We start from the raw sequence: 25,845 nt of genomic DNA on the forward strand, positions 1-25,845 counted from the left end.
CAACCAAGCTCGCGCACCTCATCGACGGCACGCCACATATCCCCCGCTTTGGATCGCCCAATAACGGGCAGCACGATCACGGCAACGTTTTGATTCCAGTGCAAGCCCCTCAAAAGCAAAGAAGTCTCGAGACATCGAATAGGAACGATGTCTCGAGACTTCACATGGTGCGCCCGGAGGGATTCGAACCCCCAACCTTCTGATCCGTAGTCAGATGCTCTATCCGTTGAGCTACGGGCGCAAAATTCCACCAGGCCCGGTGAAATCCCCTGTTTCTAAAAAAACAAGGTGAGCGGAGATGACAGGATTTGAACCTGCGGTCCCAAGAAGGGACAACTCCTTAGCAGGGAGCCCCATTCGGCCACTCTGGCACATCTCCAGCAGTTATCACACGAGGTGCGAAAACCTTAAGCAATCCTACAGGGCACCTACGGGAACTTCCAAAACCCAGAGTAGGCTTATGTTCATGATCCGCGCTGACCTGTCCAAACTGCAGGCGTACAAGCCTGGCAAGAAGCTCCCCCACGCCCTGAAGCTCTCCAGCAATGAGGTGACCGCAGGCCCGTTGCCTGCAGCGCTGGCGACTATGCAGGAGGCGTTGGCGGAGTCGAACAGGTATCCAGACATGGGGTGCATGGCGCTGCGCGAGGCCTTGGCCACACATTTGAGCACTAGCGTGGCCCATATTGGCGTCGGCACTGGCTCTTCTGCCCTATGTCAGCAGTTGGTCCAGGCCACCGCACTGCCAGGCGATGAAGTGATGTATGCGTGGCGCAGCTTCGAGGCCTACCCACTCTTCGTGGCGATCACTGGAGCCACCTCGGTGCAGGTCCCGCTTGACGACGCCCACCGCCACGACTTTCCGGCGATGCTGCGCGCGATCACTGAGCGAACGCGGTTGATCTTTGTATGCAATCCTAATAATCCCACCGGTACCACCATTACTCATTCCGAATTCGTCGAGTTTATGGATCAGGTCCCAGCACAGGTCACCGTAGCTTTAGACGAGGCCTATTTCGAGTACAACCGGGGCGATGATCAGCCGGATGCTGCGCAGCTAGTGCAGCAGTATCCAAACTTGGTTGGCTTGCGCACTTTTTCTAAGGCCTACGGATTAGCTGGCGCGCGAGTTGGCTACGCCGTTGGCAACCCGGAGATCATTGCGGCGATGGCCAAGGTTGCGGTTCCGTTTGGAGTCAGCAGCGTCGCACAGGCGGGAGCCTTGGCCTCCCTGCAGGCGCGGGATGAGCTGCTGGCGCGCACCGATGACGTCGTCAAGCAGCGTGCTCGAGTGCAGGAACATGTAGCCGCGGTGCCCTCGGAGGCTAACTTCTTGTGGGTTCCACGCGTGGATGCCGAGCAGCTTGGCACAGAGCTTGCGGCTGCTGGCGCTGTGACGCGTGTGTTTCCCGGCGAAGGCGTGCGCATCACTGTGACCAATGAGGAAGAAATGTCCGAGTTTCTGCGCATTTGGGACAAAGTTGTGAATAAAACACAATAGGCGATCACCCCCTCGAACTGAACAGACCAGCACTTATAGCTGTTGAGCATGAATGACATTTGGGCTTGGAGGGGAAATGCTAACCAAAGAAATGTACGGTAAATCTGACCACTGATTTACTTAGGAGCAATAACCGTGCATTCCAAAATGTCAGCCCGACTCTTCGCAGAGTTCCTCGGCACCTTCGTCCTCGTCTTCGGCGGCTGCGGTTCCGCAGTCTTCGCGGCATCCGTCCTGACTGATGACAAAGCCGTCAACATGGGCATCGGCTTCGTGGGAGTCTCCCTCGCATTCGGTCTCACCGTCCTCACCATGGCCTACGCTGTCGGCCATATCTCCGGCGGCCACTTCAACCCGGCCGTGACCTTGGGTGCGGTGCTCGCTGGCCGTATCGAGCCGAAAGCAGTGCTGCCGTACTGGATCACTCAGCTCGTCGCTGGCGCTGCTGCCGGTGGCGTTCTCTACGCAATTGCTTCCGGCAAGGAAGGCTTCGACGCTGTCGCCTCCGGTTTTGCCACCAACGGCTACGGAGACCTCTCCCCTAATGGTTACTCTCTCGTGGCCGTCCTGATTGCAGAGCTCGTCCTGACCGCGATCTTCCTCTTTGTCATCTTGGGTGCCACCGATGATCGCGCACCAGAAGGCTTCGCGCCGATCGCGATTGGCCTTGCGCTGACCCTGATCCACCTGGTTTCCATTCCGATCTCCAACACCTCCGTGAACCCGGCCCGCTCCTTGGGTGTGGCGCTGTACGCTGGCTCCGAACCACTGACGCAGGTGTGGGCGTTCTTCGTTGCACCACTGATTGGCGCCGCAATCGCTGGTATCTCCTACAACATCGTCTTCCCTAGCGACTCTGATGACCTCCTAGAGAAGTAGCACAACAGATAAGCCTCTGCCCTGAACATGTTCTCAACGAGAAAGTCCAGGGCAGAGGCTATTTTTGACCCTTGCAGTTACCTAATGGTCACCTGACGGGACTTGATGTTCTCCAGTGCGCGTCGAGCATCCGCAGACAGTTCCTCATCGGAGTCCATGGAAGCGGCAATCTTCTTATCCAGCTTCTCTAGAATCGGGCCGTAGGTCTCATGGGAGACTCCGACCGGCAGGTCCCACACTGGGACGGCAACACCGTGGGTACGGAAAACACCGGCGAATTTGGTATCTTCACCGAGATTCAGGGCACCCGCTGCAGAGATGCGAGCAAGGGCGCGCAGGAGCTTTTCTTCCTCATCGGGCCGTACCCAACGAATGTGGGCCTTCTCGCCTGGATCAATCCACCACGCCACGCCGGCAAAGTCACCCTCTACCTGGTAGGACGGCATGATGGTGTCATTGGCGGCCTGCAGGGACTGGGCGGTACCTGGATCGAGCTGGGTGCCTTCTGGTAGCCACCAATTGAAGTCTTCACGCGCGGTTACGTCGAGTTCGCCCGCTGCATCGAGCAACGAGGTCAGCTCCGGCTGTGAACCGTCGTTTGCGGTGCTTTGCAAGGTGTCCCCTGGCTGCGCATCCTTCGCCCAGGCGATTGCGTATGCGAGGTCTCGGCCCGGATTGTGGGTGTGGGATTGGGTTTGCAGCGCCACATAGGCGGTGCCATCTTCCTGCACAATTGCGCCTGCGGCACCTGGGAGGACAGTGGCAACGTAGATGTCGCGCTCGCAGTCTTTAACCGGGAGCTTCGCAAATGCGGCCGGAACGAATTCCTGGAGAGCCACTAGGTCGGCCTCCATTGTCAGTCCGGCGTATGGGCGTGGGTCGCGTTCTAGGGCAGCACGCTCGGCGGCGCGGGCGGCGAGCTTTGCTTGACGACGGCTCATGCCCTCCGGCAACTGCTCTTCGTTCTTCTTCTTTTTAGCCATGCCCCTAAGATACCGTGCCCAGCGCCAATGCTGGGTAATTAGTTGCCATCATGTCGACACCGTGCTCGCGGGCCCAGATCATGTCCGCGGGATCATCAACGGTCCACAGATACATCCGCTGCGCTAGCTGCAAGTCCGCTGGGTTCGCTCGAGCAGCGTCAATAGAGATTCCGATGCCCATTGGTTGGCACCAGCGGGCGGCGGCGCGCCAGGTCAGCGAAGGGGTGTCCTCGCGCAGCAAGATCCGGTCCAGTTGTGGTGCTAAGCGCTCGAAGTTGCGGATTGCAAGCGGGCTGAAGGAGATTAGGTGGATGCGCGGATCTTCTAGAAGACCTGCATAGCGCAGCCGGTTGGCTACCTGTTCTTCAACCATCTTGCCGTAGCGGCTGGGGTGCTTAGTTTCTATGTACAGGTGCCGGTCAGGGTACTGGGTGACCAGCTTTAGCAGGTCGTCAAAAAGCAATGGTGGTTGCGGATACTGGGCGGTACCGAAGTTGAATTCGCATAACTCGTCATAGCTGAGGTTTTCCACTTTTCCGGTGCCGTCGGATACGCGCGCGATCGAAGAATCATGCACGCAGACCACAGCGCCGTCGCTGCTGAGGCGGACATCGCATTCAACGGCCGGGGCGCCCTGCAGCAAGGCCTGCTCAAACGCGATGTGGGTGAGTTCCGGGTAGGCGCCGGAATCTCCACGATGCGCAATGATCTGCATGTGTCCCGCCTTAGTCGTCCCAGGAATGGATGTGGCGCAGCAGCATCCGGTTCTTACGCTGTGAGCGTCCCAGACGGCGGCTGAGTTTATTCAGGATCTCGATCGCATCAGTGATGTGCGGCCCCTTGTTCAGCATCACGGACTCCGCCCGCAACGCGAACGCAGCGTCGGTCATCTCCGCGCGGGACGGCAGCCCATTCTTCGCCATATTTTCCAAGATCTGCGTACCCACGATCACCGGGATATGCGCAGCTTCGGCGATCACCATGAGCTGCCCAGGCACCTCAGTCATGCGGTCGAATCCCAGTTCAACCGCAAGGTCTCCGCGCGCAATCATGATTCCGAAGTTCGGATGGCGCATCCCTTCCAACAAGATTTCAGAAATGTTCTCGAAGGCCGGTACTGTCTCAATCTTCAAGACCACACCCAGCTGACGAACCCGCTCCCCCAGTTCCGGGGACTCCTCATCGAACTTGTTGGCAAGACGATCCATTACCTTCCACAAGTAATGCACGTCCGCGACGCTGCGGATGAAAGAAATAGCCGCAATGTCACCATGTCGGGCCACAAACTCAAGGTGTTCTTCATCCTCGGCGGTGATGCTCGGCAACGACAGCTGGGTATCCGGCAGGTTGATGCCCTTGTGAGCTGCCAGTTTCACGCCACCCTCTTTGGCCCGAGTGATCTCCAAGACTGCTTCCTGGCCGCCGTTCGGGCTTTGCCTACGCTCTACCACTACGGCAGCAATGGAACCGTCGTCGAAAAGCACATTGTGCCCGACCTCCAGCGCGGCGACAGCTTCTGGCAGGCTGCAGGAAATCGTGGAGATTTTGCCGGGCGCGATCTCGCACACTACATCTTCACTGGTCAGAATCAGTTTGTCCCCAACATGCATTCGCAGCGCCTGCACCACATGGGGAATCCCGTGGGCACGCGCACGCTCATAGTCGCATTCGAGCAGCGTCCCCTCAGCGATGTAGGCGTTCCGATCCCCTTCAGCTAAAACCGCACCCTCTCGCTTCTCGACGACCTGAAACTCCCGCTTAGAGCCCCGGCTGTCATGCAAGGAAATGATGCTGTCTACCTGCAGGCCTTCCAGCCATTCCTTCGCCACCTGCACGGGCAGCGCCGGACGCCCCTCGAATTCTGGCGCCTCCGGCCCATCCTCGCCCACTGCGGTTAGCCACAGTTTGGACTTGCAGAGCACCTTGCCGGCATCATCACGGGTAACTCGAGCTCGCCCCACAGCAGGGCCCGGCGCGATCTCTCCCGTGCGGATCTTAGGTCCCGCCAGGTCCATATTGACGCGTACTTCACGTCCTGCGGCTGCCCCAGCACGGTGAACATTCGCGATCATGCGCTGCCACACCTCGGGTCCGTCATGAGCACAGTTGATGCGCGCAATGTCCATGCCGGAGTCAACAAAGGAAGCGACCATGTCAAAGTCCTCCGCTGCCTCCGTCGGCAGGGTCACCATGATGCGAGAGGGTGTGTTCTCATCGGTAGGGCCCAGTAGGCGTTCCGTGTGCTCTTCCAGGATTTCGTCGGCACGAGCGAAACTATCGGCGATCGTCTGAAAGTCATAGGGCGCTCCGCTGCCTTCCAGCATGCCGACCACATTGCGAGCCGCCTCCAGCTTGGCCTTCACCCCCACCTCAATGGTGGACATGCGAGTAACTCCTAAGTCCGACAAGTGCGCTTGTAGCCGTCGCAGATCCTGGGAACGCAGGTACTTGTAGTGCACGAGGTTGCGGGCACCTTCAGCGTGGGTTGGCGCTACCCGGTCGATCTCCGCCTTTCGATGCTCGGCGCATTCGCTGATTCCCTGCAGCAAAGAATCAATTTCCGGTACTAGCTGCTTCTTAGCCATTTAAAACTTCCCAACACTGCTGTAGCTGTTAAAACTTAACACCAATTATTCTGCCCTGAACCGCGCGGTTTGGCAGCACGAGACAGCTTTGACTCATTCGTGGCGGACGCCGTGGCCGTCGAAAAGCGCGGTTCCAGCCGGGCGGATCGCCGATCCAGCAACTGTCACATCATCTACTCGCATGAAACGCATACTGACCTGTGTGGCGGTGATTCGCACCAAGCTGTATCCGTGCGCATCTAAGTCCACATGTTTGACGTGGGGATTGGTGCGCAGCAGGTGAGCTTCCGCCTCAGTACTCACGGGGGAGTTCGCTGGCACGCCGAGTCCATCGTCAATGTTCGCGGCGGACACGGAAGTGCACACGAGCTCAGCGCCGACTCGCACCCCCTCATACTCCAACTCCGCTGCCCACTCGGAGTGGATGTCGCCCGCCAGAAAAACGGTGCTGACATCCGGGTGCTCGGTTTTACGGCGATGCAGGGACTGGAACAACCGCCGCCGGTCGGCCACATAGCCGTCCCACTGGTCGAGGTTATACGGAACCCCTTCACAACCCTCCCCGATCAGGTTCTGCACCGCATTTCCAATCGTCGAATCCATTTCGAGCAGGCTGATCGGAGTGAGCATCACGGAGGTGCCCACCACATTCCACGTAGTTTGGGGGTTCTCCAGCTTCCTTTGCAGCCACGCGAATTGTTCAGCCCCCATGATGGTGCGCTCTTCGGACAAGGACCGCTTGATGTTGAGCTTCTCGGGACGGTCACGATAGCTACGCAAATCGAGCATTGTCAGCTCTGCCAGAGTGCCAAAACGCAAGGAGCGGTAGATGTGCCCGCCTTGCGACGGCGCCTGCCCCCGCACCGGCAGCCATTCCAAATACGCCTGCATTGCCGCAGCCCGGCGCAGCTGCCAGTCCCCATTCCAACCGGTATGCCCCGGCGCGCCATGCTCCCAGGCATTGTTCGCAATCTCATGATCGTCCCACATCACTACCCAAGGCGCGGCTGCGTGGGCTGCTTGAAGTTCAGTGTCCCGCCGGTAGCGGCCGTAGCGAGTGCGATAGTCCGCCAAGCTCACGATCTCCCAGGTCGGTTCATGGCTCCGGACTACGCCATACTTACCGGCATGAGAACCAGAGGCATATTCATAAATGTAATCCCCTAAATGGACAACCACATCGATGGCATTATCCGCCGCGCGATGTGCGATATCCGAATAGGCAGAGAAATAGCCAGATTCAAAGTTGGCGCACGAGCATACCGCCACATTCAATTCCGTTGGGGTGTCTTCTGGGGCGGGAGCTGTTTTTGTGCGACCAATTCTGGAGTAAGTCCCATCGAAATCACCGCCCTCAATTCGAAATCGATAGAAGTATTCGGTTGCTGGCTGCAAATTCCACGGATCTACATGAACAGTGTGATCGTGTTTCGCCTCCGCAATTTCCACACCCGAAGAAACAATATCGGCGAATTCAAAGTCAAGTGCAACTTCCCAGCGCACTTTAACTGGCTCCCCCTTGCCAGAGCCTGGGACCGCCTCTAGGGACGGCGTCACGCGCGTCCATAACACCACGCTGTTAGGCAGTGGATCCCCTGAGGCGACTCCGTGTAGAAATGGTCGAAACTCTGCAGGATTCAGTGGGTTAGGTTCATGTCGCTGCTGTAGGTCAAGATCAATGAGTTCGGCGAAGTTCCCTGCGTAGGCGGTATTGAGGGAACCGGGCAGCAAAGTCAGCGTGCTAACGCCTAGCGCGCCCCACAAAAAGCCTCTTCGAGATAACCGCGATTCCAGCCCCACTGCACGCGCAATTGCGCTCTTCAGGATCGCCATATCTAGAGATCATGGTCGCTTCGCCTAATGGTCGCGACCGCTAGGCCGCATTGTTGACAAGATTTCACGCCTCGTTCACTGCGAGTTTTCCAGCCTCGAACCCCCCGAACGCAAACAAAACCAATCTTGAAATATACTTTAATTAGGTTTATTATTGGAACGTATTTACCACCATTAAAGGAGAACATCATGGCACGTCGTGAAGTAATTCAGTTTTTTGATGATTTAGATAACTCCCCTCTCACCAAGGACGAGGTAAATGTTATCAAGTTTTCTGTAAACGGTAATAGCTACATTATGGATCTTTCGGAGCAGAATGCGAAGACCTTCCACGCAGCGTTAGCACCGTTTATCGAGGTCGCCCGAAAGGACACGAATACGGCCCGCAAAACCGCTAACAATCCAGATCCCAAGGCGGTTCGCGAGTGGGCGCAGTCCCAAGGCATTGAGGTAGCGGCGCGCGGCAAGCTCGCCAATGACATCATTGAGAAGTACCTCGCCGCGCACTAAAACCTAGAGATATCCCAGTTCGCGGGCCGCTGCCACAGCGGAGGTCCGCGAGCGAACCCCCAGCTTGTCGTAGATGTGCACTAGGTGAGACTTCACCGTTGCCTCCGAAAGCTCCAGGTCAAAACCGATGACACGGTTGGAATGCCCCTCGGCGACCAGCGTGAGGACCTGCAACTCGCGTGGCGTGAGCGCGCCCTGTGGTGCCTCCTCGCGAATCAACAGGCGATCCGCTACCACCGCCGACATCGCAGTATCACCGCAGGACGCAGAGCGAACCGCCGCAATCAGTTCTTTCGGTGGGGCGTCTTTCAGCAGATAGCCCACAGCGCCAGCCTCAATCGCGCCGAGAATGTCAGCATCGGTGTCATAGTTCGTCACCATCAGCACATGGGGTGGGTTTGGCACCGTCCGACGAATCTCCGCCGTCGCGTCCGCACCGGTAGCCACTTTTCGCCCTGTTTCCCCGGCACCGAAGCGCAAGTCCATCAAAATCAGGTCAATCCCCCCTGCCTGAGCAGCGGCAATGGCATCATCAGCGGTTGCAGCTTCCCCAACGATGGTGATGTCAGGTTCGGCCTCGAGTACGGCACGCAGGCCTAGGCGGACGATCTCATGGTCGTCGGCAAGCAAAATGCGAATCATTCGGATCCCTTCAAGTCAGCCTTGTTTGAGTCTACCGAGCGAATCGGAATCGCCACACTCACCGCCGTGCCAAGTCCGGGTTCGGATTCCACCGATAGCGTCCCGCCCACTTCTTTGGCCCGTGAGCGCATCGCATCGAGGCCAATATGCCCTAATCCGGCAGGGCGAGCCGCAACGTCTGCCGGCACGAAACCCACCCCGTGGTCCACTACGTCAAGGCGGACTTCATCCGGCTCATACGTCAGCGTCAGCTTCGCTCGCGTTGCCTGAGAATGCTTTTCCACGTTCCCCATTGCTCCTTGTGCGATCCGCAACAGCGTAGCCTCCACCCGCATCGGTAGTGGCTGCACCGCCCCCTCCAGAGTGACCGCTACCTCGGGGATGCTGCAGGACTCGGCAATTCTTTGCAGCGCGTTCTCGAGGGAGCTTTCCGTCAGGCTCGCTGGTTGCAGCGCCGCGATCATGGCCCGCGCCTCAGAGAGATTCTCCGCTGCCGTGCCACGCGCCAATTCGATATGCCTGATGGCGTTCCCACTCGCCCCAGAGTTCACCTCCTGCTCCGCTACATGGAGCAACATTTGAATGCTCGACAGGCCTTGGGCAAGGGTGTCATGAATCTCATGTGCGATGCGTTGACGTTCCGCGACCATGCCAGCCTCGCGCTCCGTGGCAGCCAGCTGATGCCGGGTCTGCAAGAGCTCACGGAACAGCTGCTCCCGCTCCATGTGGGCCAGCCACATCCGTCGAAAGGAGAAGAAAATTGCGATGGTGACCAGCGCAGCCAACGTCGGCCCCACCACCGTGCCTGGGGTGAGAAGCGGCCACTGGGCGAAGATCGCCACCAAAGTGGCTCCCACTACCGCAGTGACACCCCGATAGTCGGGAAAGGCGTTCAAGTAGAGGAAGAACATCGGGAACACCAGGTACACAGCGAGTGGCTCAATGGGCAACAGCACCACCCAAAGCAGTGTGAGCACCAGGAGCCACACGAATATGGACCAGGTAGCGGCAGGGTCGAGGAAAAAGGATCCCCAATAGTAGAGCGCAGCGAAGCCAAAGAGTAACCCCAGCACGAGATAGGGCTGCTCGGAGCCCTCCGTGATGACGATTGCCCCAGCCATGACCAGGAGGGTGCCCAGCACAAAGTCGACACTGCGCCTTAAAGTTTCCGCCCCAGGCATACCGCCCTCAGGGATAAGTTCCGTATCCATCACTTAACTACTTTAGGCTTAACACTATGAAGCGCCTCGTGTTCAGTCTTGTCATGCTCACCTTTCTCAGCGCTTGCGCTGGCAATGTCGAGGGCGGGAAGGGTGAAATCGCGAATTCACCTATGGCGCAAAGCGACGCACCGCTTGCGAGCTCCGACCAGGGCCTGCCTCCCAGCGCCCTTCCCGAAGTAATCGGTGGCCGGCAGCAGCTTCAGGAATGCCCTTATCTTGACTCCCAGTGGGTCGCAGACACCAACGGGCAACGCGTACTGGGAGCAGGCATTGACGAACGCTTTGATACTCCAGCCTGTGTCTTTTGGTCCTATGCTGAGGAGCCACAACTGACCGTTTTAGTGCGCCGGATGTCCACCGAGGCGGAAGCTGAAGAGGTAGTGAATTGGGCCGCGCCCATCGCAAGCACCGAACCAGCTGAGGAACCAGCGGGCTGGACCGGCGGCAGGATGGGCTCCCCCGGCCGGTCTCTCTATGCCGTCTATCGTGGCAATACTGCAGTGGTGACCATCAGTAATCAGGATCAATCGTTCAAAGCAGAATTGGTTGCTAAAGAAGTAATCAAGAACCTCGGGCTGTAGCACCCACTACACTGCTACTTCTTGATAGGGCATCAAGTCTGATAGCTGCGGAAACACCACTTCCATCAGCAAGAAGAAGATGCCGACCACGATCGCCACCGCGATCAATATTTTCACCGGCAGTGGCCCCGGCAGGTGACGCCACAGGTATCCATACATGAGCTAGCCTTCCTTGAATTCTGCGGGACGATTGTCCCCGGTCTTCGGCTCCGAACGCACGAGCATCGCATGGACAATCATGCGCTCCGCGTTGGAGAACTGCGGGTGACAGGTAGTCATCGTCATGAGTGATCCCACCCCAGGGGCCGATGCAGCCGTGTCCTGCCCAGGGACCGGTTGGACCACCGCATAGTCGCCGGGAACAGTAATATGCCGACCCGCAACCCCCTGGTAGCGGCCTTCGCTGAGCTCCGCGACGTGCTGCTGGTCAAAACACGAGGCCGCTTCGGCCCGGCGCGTAGCACCGCTGGCATCAATCGGCAGGACGCGATAGATGTGCCAGTCAGTGCGCGTCTCGACGACGATAGCGTCGCACTCCTGCAACTGGCCGAGGTCATTAAACGGCGCTCCCTTGCCTACGCGGTGACCCGCGACGGCGAAGTTCCCAGGCTCCCCAGGCAGCTGAGATTCCTCGTAATGACCGGGGCCAGTGAGGAGATCTGCGTCGCTAGTGCCCTCAACTATGGCGAATTGAAAATCCGAGCCGAAGGCCGGAATGTACATGCGGGCGAATGCTTCACCCAGCTCCGGCACTTTCTTTTCTCGCGGGTTCTTTTTCCATTCTGATTCCAACTGTTGGGCTGCCGCGTCTTGATTCTTGCCGGCTTCCACATTCGTCCAGTACGCCTCATAAAAGGCAAAGGAGAACAGCAACAGGCTGATGGTGATGAAGAGCTCACCGACTACTTGCACGGCAGAAACCTTCCGCTGCGTAGAAGTAGCCGTTGTGCTGCCCGAATGCCGTGCTGCGTTCATGCCGACAATCCTATCCACTTCGCATCTGTGTTGGCTATTTCCTTTCCTTGCTCGTGCACTAGAGTTGATTCGGTTGAAATATCCCCCTAGTGAAAGCCCACCCATGATCGAATTTATGATTTACCCGGTTTCGGCGATCATGAAGTTTTGGCATTACTTGCTGCACTCACTGCTTGGTGTCGACCCGGCTTTGTCCTGGCTTCTATCAATCTTCGCCTTGGTTGTCACTGTGCGTTCCATCATCGCCCCAACAACCTGGATCCAGATGAACAATGGGCGAGTAGCACAACTCCTTCGCCCGAAGTACCGGGAATTGCAGGAGGAATACGAGTCCCGCACCGACGCAGATGCTTACTCGTGGCACCAACAGCAGCGCAAAGACCTGCACAAAGAGAACTCCTACAGCCCGATGGCTGGTTGTGTGCCGGCCTTGATCCAGATCCCGGTATTCCTCGGACTGTACCAAGTGCTCCTACGCATGGCCCGCCCCGCGGAAGGCCTCGACGCTGCGCACCGCGCGATCGGCTTCTTAACACCAACCGATGTGAGCGAATTCCTGCAAGTTCGTTTCCTCGATGTGCCGCTACCGGCATACATCGCGATGTCAACAGAGAAGCTTGCTGAGCTAGGGACAACAAAGGAGATGACTGTCGGAGTTATTACTCCCTTGGTGCTCGCAACTTGTTTGTTTACCAGCGTGAACATGGCATTTTCCACCTGGCGTGGTTACCGCACCTTGGATTGGAGCCAGTCCTTTGGCGTTTGGCTGACCAAAATGCTGGGAGCTTTTGTCGTCCTCGTCCCAATCATGCTGTTGAGCTCAGCTTTCACCGCCCCGCTTCCACTTGCAATCATGCTCTATTGGTTCGGCGGGAACCTGTGGACCATGTCCCAATTCTTCATCATGACCTACCTGCTAGAACGCAAGAATCCCCTCACACCGGAGTTCCTCGCCTACCGGGAGGAAACCAAGGCGGCATACAAGGTGAAGAAGGCGGAAAAGAAGCGACACAAGCGATTCATCAACAAGCATCGCGCACTGATGCTGTTGCAGCCGCACAAGATTGGCGAGCACTACAAGACAATTATCGGCGCGAAAGCGGAGCGCCGCGAAGCAAAGCTCGCGCTCAATGCAGAAAAGAAGAACAACGCCGAGCTGCGCCGGAAGGCCCAACGTCAGCAGGCAAAGGAGCGTCGAGAAGCGCGGTTGGCGGCAAAAAGAGCCAAGGCTCCCAAGAATCAATCAGACGAGGATCAGATGGAGTAGTCCGCCGGTGGCGCAGAAATCAGCTCATCGGCGAGGTTGCGGCCAGTACGCAGCGGTTCCACGGAGAGCGTCAACGTACTGCCCACCAGGCCTCCCTCCAGGAAGATGAGGATCTGGTCCGCTAATGTATCGCCCGGAAAGCCGTTGAGCTGAGTCAGTAGCTGCGAAAGCGTGGCGTGGCACCAGCGGCGATGTTCCATGGCTGCAGCCACAATCTTCTTCTCGGTGTCCGTCTCCGCACGTGGATACTCAGTGGCCGCGTTGAGAAAGTGCGAGCCACGGAAGTTCTGCTTTGGCTCCGCCTCAATGCATTGGTCAAAAAACGCCAGGATCTTGTCTTTCGGTGAGGACATTCCCGCCGTGCGCTCCGACCACTCTGCCCGCCATGCGGCATCAAGCTGTTCCACATAGGCTACGACCAGCGCATCCTTGGAACCGAACAGAGAGTAGAGCGACGCCTTAGCCACGTCCGCCTCCCGCAGGATTCGGTCAATACCGATCACTCGGATGCCCTCGGTGGTGAACAGTTCAGTGGCGCTGGTGAGCAAACGCTCCCGGGGGCTCGGACGCCCCTTGCGCCGAGAGGATGCTTTTGATTTTGGTGCTGCCTGCTGCGCAGGTGAGTCAGCCGCCATCGCTATACAGTCCTTTCTGCTGATTACGTCTCTGCCGAGTTTATACGAACAGACTGGTTCGTTTTAAGTTCTGTCCACTTAGCTAACATAACGCAGCCCGAAGACACAAAAAGCTGGGCCCCACAAGGGGACCCAGCTAGATGTAGACCTTTAGCGCTAACTTACTTGCGCTTGGTAACCAGTCCGACCAAGAACAGCAGGATACAAGCACCTACCAAGCAGGTCAGGAAGCTCATAATGAGCCCGGAGCCTTCCATAGACATGCCGAACAAGCCGAGCATCCAGCCACCAAGCAAGCCGCCAATTACGCCGACGATGATGTTAAGGAAGATGCCCTGCTGAGCATCGGTGCCCATGATCTTAGATGCGATCCAGCCTGCGATGCCGCCGATGATGATCCATGCGATGAAACCCATTGTCTTATTCTCCTTAAAATGTTTAACCGTCAACTTACATTCACTACGGTATGCGCTTTCCGGCCAAACAGCCACATTTGAGCACTAGTGCTACCCAATCCGTCACCATGCCGTTATAGAGCCGTAATCGTAGTTTTGGGCCACAAAAGACCCGCCTTCCACATTTAAGCCGGAGGGCGGGTCTTGCTGAAACGTGCTTCGCGCTTAGGCGTCTTCGCTGGTAGGGCGAACAACCATCATCGGGCAAGGAGCAGACTGCAGCAGGGCACGCGAAGTGGAACCGAGCAGCATTCCCTTAAAGCCACCGCGACCGTGGGAGCCTACGACCAACAGCTGCGCGCCTTCCGAGGCATCGCACAATGCACGAACCGGGCGATCGCGAGTCACGATCTTTTTCACCACGACCTCGGGGAACTCAGACTGGTATCCGGCCAAGCGCTCCGAAAGCAGTGCGTGTTGCTCCTCCTCCACTACCTGCCATTGCTGCTGCGCTGCTGCCAGACCAGCAAGGGAAGCCTGCACCTGCATATCCATCCAGGTGTGCACAGCGTGCAATTCAGCACCGCGCGCCGAGGCCTCAGCAAAAGCGTAGCGAGTGGCCTTCTCCGATACTGCGGAGCCATCAATACCGACGACGATCGGGCCATACTTAGTCTTTTCGTCCACGGTGTTGTCCTCACGCACAACCACAACCGGGCAATCGGAGTGGCTGACCACCGCGGCAGAGACAGAACCCATGACCATGCCGGAAAGGCCGCCGAGCCCGCGGGAGCCCATGACAATCATGGTGACGTCCTTGGACATATCTAAGAGCAGGTCAATGGGGCTACCCTCGGCGATGGTGTGACCGATCTTGATGTCCGGCGCCATCTCGTGTGCAATGGCTCGGGCCTCTTCGATCTTCTCCATGGTTTCGGCCTGCAGGTCATCGTAGATTTCCTGTGGCGGAACCATGCCCTCTGCGTACAAAAACTGCGGCATAGCGTATGAAGAAGCCAGTCGAAGTGGAATTTCGCGCTTCATAGCCGTGTTCGCTGCCCAGCGAACGGCAACCTTGGAAGCATCGGAGCCATCGACGGCAACGACGACAATGTTCTCTCTCGGCATTTTGCTGATTCTCCTTCAGGGCGCTTGCGCGCTTGGTGTCACGACCCCTGACGCGAATCCAACAATAATCGTGCCCGCAGTCCTGGGTCGTTTTTGTTTTCAACTTCATTCTACGCCGTAAGAACCGGTTTCGGCAGTGGTTAGCACCACTGAATTTTTCACCCAGAAACAAAACGCCCCTGCAGCTCCGACCCTTCCGGGCCCGAGCACAGGGGCGACTGAGCTTTGTCTTAAGCTGGCAGCTCGACTGGATGAGCGGCGCCAGCATTCGATGGGTACATCACCTGATAAAACACGCGCATGACATTCGCAATGATTTCGCCAATGCCGTGGCTGAAGAACTCGACTGCCTGGGCCATGAGAGAATTGATATCCATGGGGAACAGACTAGTACACCGCAGGCCACCACTGCCCGTTCGTGACGGCCTCAACCCTTCTCGCGTCCGCTTTCCCGACGATGCCCCCGAGATGACCGCTTATGAGTTCCTCCGATTTCTCATCTCCACCCAGCGCCATCGACATCCCGAGGATAATGAGGCCGCGTTGCAGCAGCGCTTCGCCAACAACGAGGTGCGCAACCAGCGTGGCATCCCCTTCCAACCCGAGGACGCCATGAAGGCCGGGGTAGATATCTGGTTTTATCGCATTCCCGCGCCCGAGCCCGCTGTCCCCTATGAAATTGGGATCATCCACGAGGATGCGCACTTGTTGGTCGTCGATAAGCCACCCTTCTTGGCCACCTTCCCGCGCGGCAGCCACATCACGGAGTCGGTGCTGGTGCGGATGCGTCGCCAGACCGGCAACCAAGACCTTTCTCCCGCCCATCGCCTCGACCGGCTGACATCGGGCGTGCTGGTACTGACGAAGCAACCGGAGATACGCGGCGCCTACCAGGAGCTCTTCGCGGCCCGCGCCGTGGATAAGGTGTACGAGGCGATTGCCCACACGAACCCGGAGATCACCCCCGGAACAGTGTGGGAGCACCGGATGGAAAAGGAGCGCGGCGAATTCAAAACCAGGATCGTCGCCGGGCCAGTCAATGCACGCACGGTAGTCAATGCCACTACGCCTATCGACGCCACCGAGCACGCCCAACTGGAGGCCGCACACGGCCACCAAGAGCCGCTCACGCGTTATGAACTCCATCCCCTCACCGGCCGCACGCACCAGCTCCGGCTACACATGTTCTTGGCGGGATCCCCAATCCTGGGCGACCCAATCTACCCTGATGTCCTCCCCGTCGACGCAGAAGACTTCGGTGTACCAATGCACCTACTTTCCAGGCGCTTGAGTTTCACGGACCCCTTGAGTGGGGAGCCACGGCAGTTCATCTCACAGTTGTAGCGGTTAGGGGAACTCTGCTAAGCAGTCTGTAGTTAACTAGAGTGACGTATGTTCCTAATCGGCGAGATAAGTAAAGGACCCATCCATGGCTGAAGTTGCCGCCAATGCGGTAGACCTGATCAAACAGTACGGTTCCGGCGAAGCCACCGTGCGTGCACTCGATGGCGTAACCATCACGTTTGAGAAGGGTAAGTTCACCGCCATCATGGGCCCATCAGGTTCCGGCAAGTCCACCCTCATGCACTGCATGGCGGGCCTGGATGCCCCTTCCGCCGGCCTGACTTTCATCGGCGATACCGAGCTCTCCAAAATGAAGGACAAAGAGCTGACCGCGCTTCGACGTGACCGCTTGGGCTTCGTCTTCCAGTCCTTCAACCTCGTACCCACGCTAAACGCGCGGGAAAACATCACTTTGCCAGTGGATATCGCAGGCCGAAAGGTCGATGAGGAATGGTTCGAGGAGGTCACCAGCCGACTGGGACTGACTGCCCGTTTGAACCACCGTCCGGCCGAGCTGTCCGGTGGCCAGCAACAGCGCGTCGCCGTGGCACGCGCACTCATTTCTCGCCCAGACATCATTTTTGGTGACGAACCCACCGGCAACCTGGATTCCAATTCCTCTGCCGAAGTCCTCGATATCCTGCGCACTTCGGTCACCGAGCTCGGGCAGACCGTGGTGATCGTTACGCACGACCCCAAGGCTGCTTCCTACGCGGATCGCGTGGTGTTCCTTGCTGACGGCAAACTCGTCGAAGAATTGCAGGACCCCACAACCGAATCCATCCTCGGTGTGATGGCCCGAATCGAGGACAACTAGTCGCATGGCCAAAAACGCAATGCGCACCATTTCTCTGCGCAACATCGCAGCCCATAAGGTTCGGCTCTTCCTCACCATCCTCTCGGTGGTACTCGGCACCGCCTTCATCGCCGGTTCCTCGATGATGACCACGAGCCTGCAAAGTAGCATGGACGAACTGCTCAGCACCGCGTTTGATGACGTCGATGTAGTGATCATGCCCGGCAAAGATGCCCCACTTGGCATGTCGATCGCGGATGTTACCGCGATCCGTGGCCGCGAGGACACCGCTACCGTCGATATTTCCGCGCAGCAGTCCGCCGTTGTGCTCACCGGCTCCGACGGCAAACCGCTCCAGACAGGCGCCTCCGCAGCCCAGGCCTTCGCTCTTGCTCCTGGCCAGGACTTCGCCACCGGAGCCTCGCTCGCTGAAGGCACGAAGCCGGCAACCGAAAATGAGGTTGCTCTGAACCGCGGCGCAATGTCGAAGGGCAACCTCAAGATTGGCGACAAAACTACAGTCGTCACCCCGATCGGCAAGAACGAGATGACCATCACCGGCATCTTTGACTCTGCTGCCGTCAACGATTCACAGGTGGGGGTTGCCTTCACCGAGCCAGACTTCCTCAAGCACTTCACTGATGGCACCCACGCCCAAATGGTTACCATCGCGCTGAAAGACGGTGTGGATGCGAACGTCGTCCGCGATCAGCTCGCAACCGAGTATCCAGGTTCTACTTTCAACACCGGCCAAGCCTTGGTGGAGCAAACCACTAAGGCGGTTAAAGAAGGACTGTCCTTCATCAACTACATCCTGTGGGCCTTTGCTGGTATCGCGCTGCTCGTAGGCACATTCATTATCTCCAATACCTTCGCCATGATCGTGGCCCAGCGTGGGCGGGAGCTCGCACTGTTGCGCGCCGTGGGCGCAGCCCGGAAGCAGATCACCAGCTCGGTTGTTTTCGAGGCCGTCGTGGTGGGCCTGATTGGTTCGGTGATCGGCATTTTCGCCGGCATGGGCATCGTCAAGGGGCTGTTCGCCCTCATGAACGCCAGCGGCATGAAGCTGCCCGATGGCGGACTCGGTCTTGATACCAAATCCATCCTCGTGCCGCTCATCGTCGGCGTGCTGATTACCGTGCTGTCCGCATGGGCACCCGCGAAACGCGCGGGCGCCACGCACCCTGTCCAGGCGATGCGCGCCGGCGATCAGTCGAGCAACAACTCACTGGCTGGCCGTTCACTCGGCGGTTCCATACTCATTGTGTTGGGCGTCATGGTGACCTTGATCGGCACTCTCGTGGACACCATGGGTGGAGTTGGGCTGCGGGCCGGCACGATCGGCGCGGGTGCAGTGCTCCTCATCGTTGGCCTGTGGCTGGCTGGCCCGGCGTTCGCAGGGCCACTGGTGGGTGGCTTAGGACGGGTCGTCGGCAAGCCCTTTGGCGCTGTCGGCAAGCTTGCCGCCACCAACTCGCGGCGCAACCCACGACGTACCGCGGCCACCGCTTTCGCGCTGACCTTGGGGCTGATGATGGTGTCCTCCATCGGCATGCTCGGTGCAACGATGCGCGACTCCATGTCGGACATGATTGATGATTCCATCAACGCCGACTACGTACTTTCCGGCTCCGCAGGCTCCGCTCTCGGTGTGCCTAAGGAAGTCCCGGAGAAGGTTGCGGGTGTTGAAGGCGTAGACTCCGTCACCACTACGTACACCGCCCCGCTCCTGCTCAATGGCCAGGTCATGAGCGACTCCATGGGGCAGCCGCATATGAAGGTACTGCGTGGCGACGTCACCAAGGCAATCAAAGCGAACCCCATTTCCGGATCCCTGGAGCTTCCAGAGAACGAACCGGGCGTTCTCATCGCCGAGTCCACCGCCAATAGTTTCGGCCTCAAGGTGGGCGATGAGGTCACCCTGAAGTCTCTCGCCGGCGGGGAGGCGAAGGCACCGGTCAAGGGAGTGTACGAACAAAACGCCACCCTCGGGCGCGCGATGGCCTCGTTCACCACCGCCACCCAACTTGCCGACGCCCAAACGATCCAAATCGACAGCATCTTCGTCAACTCGGCGGAGGGGCAAACCCCCGAGATGCGCACCAAGCTGATCGACGCCACCGCAGAATTCCTAGTGGTTGCGGTCAAGGATAAGAATGAGTTCATCGGTGAGACCACCAACGTCATCACCCAGATGCTGAACATTCTGTACGGTCTGCTGGGTCTCTCCGTGATCGTTGCCATCCTTGGCATCGTGAACACTTTGGCGCTATCGGTGATCGAACGACGTCAAGAGGTGGGCATGCTACGCGCCGTCGGTACGCAGCGCGGACAGATCCGGCGCATGATTTACATCGAGTCCGCCGTCATCGCGTTTTATGGGGCGCTTCTCGGTGCCGTCATCGGGTTGGGCCTCGGCTGGGCATTCATCAATGTGCTCAGCGGCAAGGGCATGTCTGGGGCAATCGTGCCATGGGATCAGGTGGCGTACATGCTGCTGGCCTCCATCGTCGTGGGGATCATCGCAGCCGTGTGGCCAGCACACAAGGCTGCTGCGACGCGGCCGTTGGAGGCGATTACTGATTAGCGCTATCCAAAAGTCAGGGTTCCCCCTGATTTACCACTGATCTTTATTGCTAGGCACTGCTTAATGTGCTGCGCAGGGCGATACTGAGATTGATCACAGCAAAAGTCAATCAAGGAGTAACCATGCAGGTAGCAGCACGAGCAGTGAACCTCGTTAAGGAATACGGCGCCGGGACGAACGTTGTACACGCCCTCGACAACGTATCCGTGGAGTTCGCCCAAGGACAATTCACCGCCATCATGGGACCTTCGGGTTCCGGAAAATCAACACTGATGCATTGCATGGCGGGGTTAGACGCCATGACATCAGGCCAGGCGCTCATCGGAGAGACCGACCTGGCCACTCTCAAAGACAAAGAGCTGACTCGGCTGCGCCGCGATCGCCTCGGGTTTGTCTTCCAGTACTTCAACCTCGTGCCCACCTTGAACGCAGAGGAGAACATCACTCTCCCGCTCAGTATTGCGGGCAGAACCGCAGACCCATCGTGGTTCGAGGAAGTGACACATCGGCTCGGCTTGGTGGAGCGTTTGAAGCACCGCCCTGCCGAGCTTTCTGGTGGACAGCAGCAGCGAGTCGCCATCGCCCGCGCCCTGATTTCGCGCCCCGATCTGATCTTTGGCGACGAACCGACCGGAAATCTGGACTCGAATGCGTCAAAAGAAGTCCTGGACATCCTGCGCGCTGCGGTGGATGACATGGGCCAGACCGTTGTGATTGTGACTCACGATGCCAAGGCTGCCTCCTATGCGGATCGCGTGATTTTCCTGGCAGACGGCAAGCTCGTCCAGGAACTGAACCACCCTACGACCGAGGATATTCTCCAGGTCATGGGCAACATGGAAGGCCTCTAAGCCATGAACAACGCAATGCGCACAATCTCGCTGCGCAACCTCGGTGCGCACAAACTCCGACTTGCGCTGACGTTGCTGGCCGTAGTGCTCGGCACCGCTTTCATCGCGGGCTCCAATATGCTCTCCGCCAGCATGTCCAATAGTTTTGAGGAAATCTCAAAGTCATCCTACGGATCCATCGACCTGCAAGCATCGCCGAAGGAACAAGCTTCTGCGGGCATTCCGATGTCTGTTCTGGAAGAAATTCGCAAAAATCAGCAGGTAGTTGCCGCCGAGGTAGGCGCGCAGAATCCGATGATCGTTGTCGCAGGTCCTGACAAGAAAATGATACAAACTGGTGGCGCGCCTTCCATTGCGTTGCCACAGGCAGCTGACGGGAAAGCAGTCGGCAACGTAGCAACGCTGAAAGAGGGGTCCTTGCCAACCGAGTCCGGCCAGGCAGCGATCAACATCACTGCTGCTGACAAAGCTGGCATCAAAATCGGTGATGAGGTCACGATGGTCTCCGCCACCAACCGCAGTACTTTCCACATCGTCGGCCTGTACGAAACTGAGATGGCAGTCGGCGGATTCATCGGCCTCCTCATCCCAGAAGCCGAGTACCTGGCCAACTTCACCGATGGCGAACACGTCGCCAACATTCCGATCGATATCAAGGGCGACGTGCCCGCTGCCCAGGCTGACCTCGAAGCACAATACCCAGAGCTGAAGTTCGAGACCGGCAAACAGCTTGCCGACGAAATGAACAAGTCAATCAAGGACTCGCTGGCCTTCATGAACTACTTCCTCTGGGCATTCGCTGCTATCGCGCTGCTCGTAGGATCCTTCATCATCTCCAACACCTTCAGCATGATCATCAACCAGCGCCTCCGCGAGTTCGCCCTGCTGCGCAGCCTCGGCGCCGCACGTAGCCAGATCACTCGCACAGTGGTGTTCGAGGCAATTGTGGTCGGCATCGTCGGATCGATTCTTGGCATTTTTGCTGGCATAGGAATCGTGAAGGCAATCTACGCAATGATGGAAGCACAGGGCGTCGGCATGCCGGATGCTGGACTGTCGCTGGACACTGCCTCGATCGCTGCGCCACTCGTCGTGGGCATCGTAGTCACAGTGTTCTCAGCGTGGGCCCCAGCCCGACGAGCCGGGCGAGTCCACCCAGTACAGGCGATGCGCTCGGGCGATCAGACCTCCGCGGATTCTCTAAAGGTTCGCACTGCGGTGGGTGTCCTGCTCATGGCTGCGGGTACCATCGCCGCAGTTGTCGGCGCGTCCTTTGAGAGCATTGGTGGCACCCAGCCGCGCGCCATCACCGTCGGCGTCGGTGCGTTTGCGCTGATCCTCGGACTATGGCTCGCAGGTCCCGCCCTCTCGATTCCGTTTGTGGGATCTATTGGTCGACTCGTGGGAGTGCCATTCGGTAACGTCGGCAAGCTGGCGGCTACCAACTCGCGCCGTAACCCCCGTCGTACTGCCGCCACCGCATTCGCGCTGATGCTAGGCCTGATGCTGGTATCTTCCATCGGCATGATGGGAGCGACGATGAAGGAGAACGTCAATGACCTGGTTGATAGCTCCTTCAGTGCCGACTACGTGGTCAAGAAGCCACAAAACCTACCGATGTCACTGCCGCAATCCGTAGTGGACAACGTGCGCAAGGTAGAAGGCGTCGAGTTAGCCACCCCACTGTATGTCGCGCCGATCGCACTCGGTGCCGCGCCAGATAACCCGATGATGGCGGACTTTTACGGCGCGATCGATGGCGATCTTTCAACATCGATGAATATAGAAATGACGTCGGGAAGCGCCGACCTTAGTGCGCGCGACGGCATCGTCGTAGACGAAAACGCAGCACGAGATCACAAGGTTGCAGTGGGCGATAACCTGAAGATTTTCTCCTTCACTGGCGAGGAGGTCGATGTTCCGGTGACAGGCATCTTCAAGCCGAACATGTCGATCGGCACGGGCGTGGTCTCAAAGCAGAGCGTGCTGAAGATCGTTCCAGAACAGCAACTGCAGCTGCTCAACGTCATGATCGATGCCAAAGAAGGCGCAGACCTAGCCAAGATGCGCACCGACCTGGAAAACGCGACCGCTGATGATTTGATCGCGGAAGTGCAGGACCGCGAAGATCTGAAGGGCGCCGTCGGGCAACAGATCACCATGATGCTCAACGTGCTCTATGCACTGCTCGCGCTCTCTGTGATCATCGCGGTGCTCGGCATCATGAACACCTTGGCGCTCTCGGTATCTGAGCGCCGCCGAGAGATCGGTATGCTGCGCGCCGTGGGCATGCAAAGATCCCAAGTCTCCCGCATGATCCATCTGGAAGCTATAGTGATTGCCCTCTACGGCGCAGTAATTGGCTCGCTAGTTGGCTTGGGCCTCGGTTGGGCATTCATCAAGTGCCTCTCCGAGCTCGGCCTCACCACGATCAGTGTCCCATGGCTGCAAGTTGGGGTTGTGGTCCTCGCCTCTGGGATAGTTGGGTTGATTGCCGCACTGCTCCCAGCGCGGGGTGCAGCCCGTACTCAACCCCTGGAGGCTATTGCAGAATAGCTCCTACTAGGAACCTGGGGCCGGTGGCGGTTATTTCCCACCGGCCCCTCGGCACGGCGCCCCGCCTCATGCGGCCGGCAGTTGGGCTCCTCTATTTCTTCAGTGCAGGGCCTAGAACAACGCTCCAACGATGACGCTCGAAGCAATGAGATTATTTACGCCGTGGGCGATGATAGGTGCCCACAGATTCTTGTGCCACAAACGCAGCGCCCCGAAAAACACACCAATCGTAAATTGGAACGGGAAAACTGGGAACGCAAAATGGATCAAGGCAAAGAGCAACCCCACCCGCGCCACCGCTGCGAGCACGCGATAACGACGGCGGAAGTAATGCAACACCAGTCCACGGAACCACAGCTCTTCCACGATAGGAACCTAAACGGTGTAGAACAGCAACAGGCACAGAATAGCCGCCTGCGGCGCCGACTCCGAGGACGCCCAGTCGTCATAAGCTGCAGGATCATTCGTGGTATCCGCTTTCATGCCGGTAATGAAATTGAATACTGCCAAGCACCCACCCTGGACCAGCGCCGCAGAGAAAACAACTACCGGTATCTGCCACAACAGGTGCCACATCTTTCTACCGGGAGCCACCAGTCCGAGGTTTAGCGCAGTCACGCCTTCGCTGCGTGCGAGCCGAAACAGTGCTAACAAACTCACTGTGTAGGCCAGCGCAGCTGAGACGGCAAGCCCTGGAACAACAACGTTCCAGCCAAGGTCCAGCGCCCACGCTGCCACACCAAAGGAGGCCATCGTAAGTACCGTGATGGCTCCGAAAGTCAAAATGGCCTTAAGCGCCGGCCCCCAAACTTTTGGCACAGCTTTCACTCGTACGGATTGTGCATGCCGATGTATTGCACGGAGGTGTACTCCTCAATGCCTTCGGCACCGCCCTCCCGGCCCATTCCAGACTGTTTCACGCCACCAAATGGCGCGGCTGCGTTGGAAATTACGCCTGAATTGAAGCCCACCAGACCGAATTCCAAGGCATCGCTCATTCGCCACAACCGGTCAGCATCTTTGGTGAACACATACGAAGCCAAGCCGTATTCGGTGTCATTAGCCAGTTCGATTGCCTCTGTTTCAGTGTCGAAGGTGAAGATTGGCGCGACGGGGCCGAAAATTTCTTCCCTAAAGGCGCGCGCATCGCGCGGCACGTTCGACAGCACCGTCGGTTCGAAGAAATAGCCAGGTCCTTCAACTACTGAACCGCCTACAATCACTTGAGCACCACGTGCTGTTGCATCGGCGACAATCTCCGCGGCATGGTCCACCGCATCCTGCTCAATCAAAGGGCCGCAAGTCACCTCGCTATCCAAGCCGTTACCGACCTTTAAGGAGCCAATTGCTGCAGCGAACTTTGCGGAGAACTCCTCCACGACAGAGCTGTGCACTAGGAAGCGGTTCGCGGCGGTGCATGCCTCGCCCATGTTGCGCATCTTGGCACCCATCGCGCCTTCAACTGCCTTTTCTAAATCGGCATCCTCAAAGACGATGAAAGGCGCATTCCCTCCGAGCTCCATTGACGTTCGAAGCACGTTGCCAGCAGCTTGCTCCAGTAGCTTCTTTCCGACAGCTGTTGATCCGGTAAAAGACACCTTGCGCAGGCGCGGATCCGCAAGGATCGCTGCGCTGATGGTGCTGGCAGACTTTCCAGAAACTATATTGAGTACGCCCTTCGGTAGTCCCGCATCCAGCATCGTCTGGCCAAAGTACTGTGCGGTGAGCGGAGTTAGGCGTGCAGACTTGAGCACCACGGTGCACCCTGCCGCCAGCGCTGGCGCTACTTTGCGGGTGGCCATCGCAAGGGGGAAGTTCCACGGCGTGATGAGAAAACAGGGCCCGACTGGTTTGCGACGGGTAAGAATTGGAAAGCCAGATTCAGGGGAGGTGTGGGTGCGACCATAGAGGCGCACGGCCTCCTCGGCGAACCAACGCAAATATTCAGCACCATAAGTGACCTCGCCGCGAGCCTCGGCCAGCGGCTTGCCCATCTCTAGGCTCATGAGGCTAGCGAACTCTTCTTCGCGCTCCTTAAGCAATTCGAAGGCACTGCGCAGCAACTCAGATCTTTCGCGCGGAGAGGTTTTAGCCCAATCCTGCTGGGCTCCACAGGCAGCGTCGAGTGCTCTTTTCGCATCTATCTCTCCGGCAGACTGCAGGCATGCGATTACCTCTTCGGTTGCCGGATTAACTACTTCATAGGTTTCATTAGCCTCGGCATCGACCCAGGCGCCATCAATAAGCATTCCGGTGGGGACTTGAGCAACAAGAACCTTGATGTCCACAGTCATGAAAAACGTCCTCTCGTTGTGAATGCTGATCCTGGTCCCAAAGATACCTGGCTAGGTATGACACTGGTGATGCACCTGCAAAGAGGGCCAAATGACTAAGGGCGGGAGCGACGTTGCCACTCCCGCCCTTAAGCGGCTCTTCAGTTTTTGTGTAGTATAGGAGAATCGAACTCCTGACCTCCTGCTTGCAAAGCAGGTGCTCTACCAATTGAGCTAATACCCCAAAACACACGAAAAACACGCCCCACACCCCACAACCGGGGCATGCGACGTGCTCAAC

The 25,845-nt window shown here is 58.0% G+C and carries 25 protein-coding genes and 3 tRNA genes; 10 read left to right on the forward strand and 18 right to left on the reverse strand.

The window, feature by feature from the left end; all coding sequences use genetic code 11:
* Window positions 1-165: 165 nt before the first annotated feature.
* Window positions 166-241, reverse strand: a tRNA-Arg gene (locus WG915_RS09300).
* Between the two features lie 52 nt (window positions 242-293).
* Window positions 294-379 (reverse strand) — tRNA-Ser (locus tag WG915_RS09305).
* A gap of 87 nt (window positions 380-466) precedes the next feature.
* Between WG915_RS09305 and hisC the strand changes: the two genes are divergently transcribed.
* Both hisC and aqpZ read left to right on the forward strand, forming a co-directional pair.
* A complete protein-coding gene (hisC, locus tag WG915_RS09310; RefSeq protein ID WP_339565102.1) occupies window positions 467-1,501 on the forward strand; it encodes a histidinol-phosphate transaminase in 1,035 nt (344 codons plus the stop codon).
* 147 nt (window positions 1,502-1,648) lie between these two features.
* Window positions 1,649-2,380, forward strand: a complete 732-nt coding sequence (gene aqpZ, locus WG915_RS09315; protein WP_339565128.1) for an aquaporin Z — start codon at window positions 1,649-1,651, stop codon at window positions 2,378-2,380.
* 77 nt (window positions 2,381-2,457) lie between these two features.
* On the opposite strand, the gene WG915_RS09320 is transcribed toward aqpZ, so the two are convergent.
* The 4 genes from WG915_RS09320 to WG915_RS09335 form a co-directional block, all read right to left on the reverse strand.
* Entirely contained in the window at window positions 2,458-3,363 is a 906-nt protein-coding gene (locus tag WG915_RS09320) for a DUF5926 family protein (RefSeq protein WP_339565103.1), read from the reverse strand.
* Window positions 3,364-3,367: 4 nt separating this feature from the next.
* Window positions 3,368-4,078, reverse strand: coding sequence for a glycerophosphodiester phosphodiesterase (locus tag WG915_RS09325; RefSeq protein WP_339565104.1), 711 nt, complete (start codon window positions 4,076-4,078; stop codon window positions 3,368-3,370).
* A gap of 10 nt (window positions 4,079-4,088) precedes the next feature.
* Entirely contained in the window at window positions 4,089-5,948 is a 1,860-nt protein-coding gene (locus WG915_RS09330) for a pyruvate kinase (protein ID WP_339565105.1), read from the reverse strand.
* A 93-nt stretch (window positions 5,949-6,041) separates the two neighbouring features.
* The gene (locus WG915_RS09335; protein ID WP_339565106.1) at window positions 6,042-7,781 is read right to left on the reverse strand and encodes an alkaline phosphatase D family protein; all 1,740 of its coding nucleotides are present in this window, start codon (window positions 7,779-7,781) and stop codon (window positions 6,042-6,044) included.
* 189 nt (window positions 7,782-7,970) lie between these two features.
* Between WG915_RS09335 and WG915_RS09340 the strand changes: the two genes are divergently transcribed.
* Window positions 7,971-8,291, forward strand: a complete 321-nt coding sequence (locus WG915_RS09340) for a histone-like nucleoid-structuring protein Lsr2 (protein ID WP_339565107.1) — start codon at window positions 7,971-7,973, stop codon at window positions 8,289-8,291.
* A 3-nt stretch (window positions 8,292-8,294) separates the two neighbouring features.
* Here WG915_RS09340 and WG915_RS09345 read toward each other — a convergent pair whose 3' ends face one another.
* Window positions 8,295-8,933, reverse strand: coding sequence for a response regulator transcription factor (locus tag WG915_RS09345; protein WP_339565108.1), 639 nt, complete (start codon window positions 8,931-8,933; stop codon window positions 8,295-8,297).
* Window positions 8,930-10,144 carry a sensor histidine kinase gene (locus WG915_RS09350; protein WP_339565129.1) on the reverse strand — a complete coding sequence of 405 codons (1,215 nt, stop codon included), beginning with the start codon at window positions 10,142-10,144 and terminating at the stop codon, window positions 8,930-8,932. The genes WG915_RS09345 and WG915_RS09350 overlap by 4 nt, the downstream gene beginning before the upstream one ends.
* A 26-nt stretch (window positions 10,145-10,170) precedes the next feature.
* Here WG915_RS09350 and WG915_RS09355 point away from each other — a divergent pair, with 26 nt between their 5' ends.
* The gene (locus WG915_RS09355; protein WP_339565109.1) at window positions 10,171-10,737 is read left to right on the forward strand and encodes a DUF2020 domain-containing protein; all 567 of its coding nucleotides are present in this window, start codon (window positions 10,171-10,173) and stop codon (window positions 10,735-10,737) included.
* Between the two features lie 6 nt (window positions 10,738-10,743).
* Here the strand turns inward: WG915_RS09355 and WG915_RS09360 are convergent, their stop codons facing one another.
* Both WG915_RS09360 and WG915_RS09365 read right to left on the reverse strand, forming a co-directional pair.
* Complete coding sequence (locus tag WG915_RS09360; RefSeq protein WP_339565110.1) at window positions 10,744-10,896, reverse strand: hypothetical protein; 153 nt, start codon at window positions 10,894-10,896, stop codon at window positions 10,744-10,746.
* Window positions 10,897-10,899: 3 nt separating this feature from the next.
* Window positions 10,900-11,712 carry a class E sortase gene (locus tag WG915_RS09365; RefSeq protein WP_339565111.1) on the reverse strand — a complete coding sequence of 271 codons (813 nt, stop codon included), beginning with the start codon at window positions 11,710-11,712 and terminating at the stop codon, window positions 10,900-10,902.
* Between the two features lie 115 nt (window positions 11,713-11,827).
* Between WG915_RS09365 and yidC the strand changes: the two genes are divergently transcribed.
* A complete protein-coding gene (gene yidC / locus WG915_RS09370; RefSeq protein WP_339565112.1) occupies window positions 11,828-12,979 on the forward strand; it encodes a membrane protein insertase YidC in 1,152 nt (383 codons plus the stop codon).
* Here yidC and WG915_RS09375 read toward each other — a convergent pair.
* The 4 genes from WG915_RS09375 to WG915_RS09390 all read right to left on the reverse strand — a co-directional run bounded on the left by WG915_RS09375 (window position 12,967) and on the right by WG915_RS09390 (window position 15,514).
* Window positions 12,967-13,614, reverse strand: coding sequence for a TetR/AcrR family transcriptional regulator (locus tag WG915_RS09375; protein ID WP_339565113.1), 648 nt, complete (start codon window positions 13,612-13,614; stop codon window positions 12,967-12,969). The genes yidC and WG915_RS09375 overlap by 13 nt on opposite strands.
* Window positions 13,615-13,775: 161 nt before the next feature.
* Window positions 13,776-14,030, reverse strand: coding sequence for a GlsB/YeaQ/YmgE family stress response membrane protein (locus tag WG915_RS09380; RefSeq protein ID WP_339565114.1), 255 nt, complete (start codon window positions 14,028-14,030; stop codon window positions 13,776-13,778).
* A 204-nt stretch (window positions 14,031-14,234) separates the two neighbouring features.
* Window positions 14,235-15,137, reverse strand: coding sequence for a universal stress protein (locus WG915_RS09385; RefSeq protein WP_339565115.1), 903 nt, complete (start codon window positions 15,135-15,137; stop codon window positions 14,235-14,237).
* 230 nt (window positions 15,138-15,367) lie between these two features.
* Window positions 15,368-15,514, reverse strand: a complete 147-nt coding sequence (locus WG915_RS09390) for a hypothetical protein (RefSeq protein WP_339565116.1) — start codon at window positions 15,512-15,514, stop codon at window positions 15,368-15,370.
* On the opposite strand from WG915_RS09390, the gene WG915_RS09395 reads away from it, so the two are divergent.
* The 5 genes from WG915_RS09395 (at window position 15,450) to WG915_RS09415 (ending at window position 23,271) form a co-directional block, all read left to right on the forward strand.
* The gene (locus WG915_RS09395; protein ID WP_339565117.1) at window positions 15,450-16,481 is read left to right on the forward strand and encodes a pseudouridine synthase; all 1,032 of its coding nucleotides are present in this window, start codon (window positions 15,450-15,452) and stop codon (window positions 16,479-16,481) included. The genes WG915_RS09390 and WG915_RS09395 overlap by 65 nt on opposite strands.
* Window positions 16,482-16,566: 85 nt before the next feature.
* On the forward strand, window positions 16,567-17,298 hold the full coding sequence (locus WG915_RS09400) for an ABC transporter ATP-binding protein (RefSeq protein WP_339565118.1): 732 nt from the start codon (window positions 16,567-16,569) through the stop codon (window positions 17,296-17,298).
* A 4-nt stretch (window positions 17,299-17,302) separates the two neighbouring features.
* Complete coding sequence (locus WG915_RS09405; protein ID WP_339565119.1) at window positions 17,303-19,864, forward strand: ABC transporter permease; 2,562 nt, start codon at window positions 17,303-17,305, stop codon at window positions 19,862-19,864.
* Window positions 19,865-19,986: 122 nt separating this feature from the next.
* On the forward strand, window positions 19,987-20,715 hold the full coding sequence (locus WG915_RS09410) for an ABC transporter ATP-binding protein (RefSeq protein ID WP_339565120.1): 729 nt from the start codon (window positions 19,987-19,989) through the stop codon (window positions 20,713-20,715).
* A gap of 3 nt (window positions 20,716-20,718) precedes the next feature.
* Complete coding sequence (locus tag WG915_RS09415) at window positions 20,719-23,271, forward strand: ABC transporter permease (protein WP_339565121.1); 2,553 nt, start codon at window positions 20,719-20,721, stop codon at window positions 23,269-23,271.
* A gap of 111 nt (window positions 23,272-23,382) precedes the next feature.
* Here WG915_RS09415 and WG915_RS09420 read toward each other — a convergent pair whose 3' ends face one another.
* From WG915_RS09420 to WG915_RS09435, 4 genes are all read right to left on the reverse strand, one after another.
* On the reverse strand, window positions 23,383-23,637 hold the full coding sequence (locus tag WG915_RS09420) for a CPBP family intramembrane glutamic endopeptidase (RefSeq protein WP_339565122.1): 255 nt from the start codon (window positions 23,635-23,637) through the stop codon (window positions 23,383-23,385).
* Between the two features lie 9 nt (window positions 23,638-23,646).
* Window positions 23,647-24,099: a hypothetical protein gene (locus WG915_RS09425; RefSeq protein WP_339565123.1), complete on the reverse strand. Its 453-nt coding sequence runs from the start codon at window positions 24,097-24,099 to the stop codon at window positions 23,647-23,649.
* Window positions 24,096-25,565, reverse strand: a complete 1,470-nt coding sequence (locus tag WG915_RS09430; protein ID WP_339565124.1) for an NAD-dependent succinate-semialdehyde dehydrogenase — start codon at window positions 25,563-25,565, stop codon at window positions 24,096-24,098. The genes WG915_RS09425 and WG915_RS09430 overlap by 4 nt, the downstream gene beginning before the upstream one ends.
* A 150-nt stretch (window positions 25,566-25,715) precedes the next feature.
* A tRNA-Ala gene (locus WG915_RS09435) sits at window positions 25,716-25,788 on the reverse strand.
* Between the last annotated feature and the right edge of the window lie 57 nt (window positions 25,789-25,845).

This window comes from Corynebacterium sp. H128, from assembly GCF_037482625.1.
GTDB lineage: Bacteria > Actinomycetota > Actinomycetes > Mycobacteriales > Mycobacteriaceae > Corynebacterium.

Coding starts and splice junctions, on each gene's coding strand:
- hisC (WP_339565102.1), top strand. CDS start 467: ATGATCCGCGCTGACCTGTCCAAACTGCAGGCGTACAAGCCTGGCAAG.
- aqpZ (WP_339565128.1), top strand. CDS start 1,649: ATGTCAGCCCGACTCTTCGCAGAGTTCCTCGGCACCTTCGTCCTCGTC.
- WG915_RS09320 (WP_339565103.1), bottom strand. CDS start 3,363: ATGGCTAAAAAGAAGAAGAACGAAGAGCAGTTGCCGGAGGGCATGAGC.
- WG915_RS09325 (WP_339565104.1), bottom strand. CDS start 4,078: ATGCAGATCATTGCGCATCGTGGAGATTCCGGCGCCTACCCGGAACTC.
- WG915_RS09330 (WP_339565105.1), bottom strand. CDS start 5,948: ATGGCTAAGAAGCAGCTAGTACCGGAAATTGATTCTTTGCTGCAGGGA.
- WG915_RS09335 (WP_339565106.1), bottom strand. CDS start 7,781: ATGGCGATCCTGAAGAGCGCAATTGCGCGTGCAGTGGGGCTGGAATCG.
- WG915_RS09340 (WP_339565107.1), top strand. CDS start 7,971: ATGGCACGTCGTGAAGTAATTCAGTTTTTTGATGATTTAGATAACTCC.
- WG915_RS09345 (WP_339565108.1), bottom strand. CDS start 8,933: ATGATTCGCATTTTGCTTGCCGACGACCATGAGATCGTCCGCCTAGGC.
- WG915_RS09350 (WP_339565129.1), bottom strand. CDS start 10,144: ATGGATACGGAACTTATCCCTGAGGGCGGTATGCCTGGGGCGGAAACT.
- WG915_RS09355 (WP_339565109.1), top strand. CDS start 10,171: ATGAAGCGCCTCGTGTTCAGTCTTGTCATGCTCACCTTTCTCAGCGCT.
- WG915_RS09360 (WP_339565110.1), bottom strand. CDS start 10,896: ATGTATGGATACCTGTGGCGTCACCTGCCGGGGCCACTGCCGGTGAAA.
- WG915_RS09365 (WP_339565111.1), bottom strand. CDS start 11,712: ATGAACGCAGCACGGCATTCGGGCAGCACAACGGCTACTTCTACGCAG.
- yidC (WP_339565112.1), top strand. CDS start 11,828: ATGATTTACCCGGTTTCGGCGATCATGAAGTTTTGGCATTACTTGCTG.
- WG915_RS09375 (WP_339565113.1), bottom strand. CDS start 13,614: ATGGCGGCTGACTCACCTGCGCAGCAGGCAGCACCAAAATCAAAAGCA.
- WG915_RS09380 (WP_339565114.1), bottom strand. CDS start 14,030: ATGGGTTTCATCGCATGGATCATCATCGGCGGCATCGCAGGCTGGATC.
- WG915_RS09385 (WP_339565115.1), bottom strand. CDS start 15,137: ATGCCGAGAGAGAACATTGTCGTCGTTGCCGTCGATGGCTCCGATGCT.
- WG915_RS09395 (WP_339565117.1), top strand. CDS start 15,450: ATGATTTCGCCAATGCCGTGGCTGAAGAACTCGACTGCCTGGGCCATG.
- WG915_RS09390 (WP_339565116.1), bottom strand. CDS start 15,514: ATGGATATCAATTCTCTCATGGCCCAGGCAGTCGAGTTCTTCAGCCAC.
- WG915_RS09400 (WP_339565118.1), top strand. CDS start 16,567: ATGGCTGAAGTTGCCGCCAATGCGGTAGACCTGATCAAACAGTACGGT.
- WG915_RS09405 (WP_339565119.1), top strand. CDS start 17,303: ATGGCCAAAAACGCAATGCGCACCATTTCTCTGCGCAACATCGCAGCC.
- WG915_RS09410 (WP_339565120.1), top strand. CDS start 19,987: ATGCAGGTAGCAGCACGAGCAGTGAACCTCGTTAAGGAATACGGCGCC.
- WG915_RS09415 (WP_339565121.1), top strand. CDS start 20,719: ATGAACAACGCAATGCGCACAATCTCGCTGCGCAACCTCGGTGCGCAC.
- WG915_RS09430 (WP_339565124.1), bottom strand. CDS start 25,565: ATGACTGTGGACATCAAGGTTCTTGTTGCTCAAGTCCCCACCGGAATG.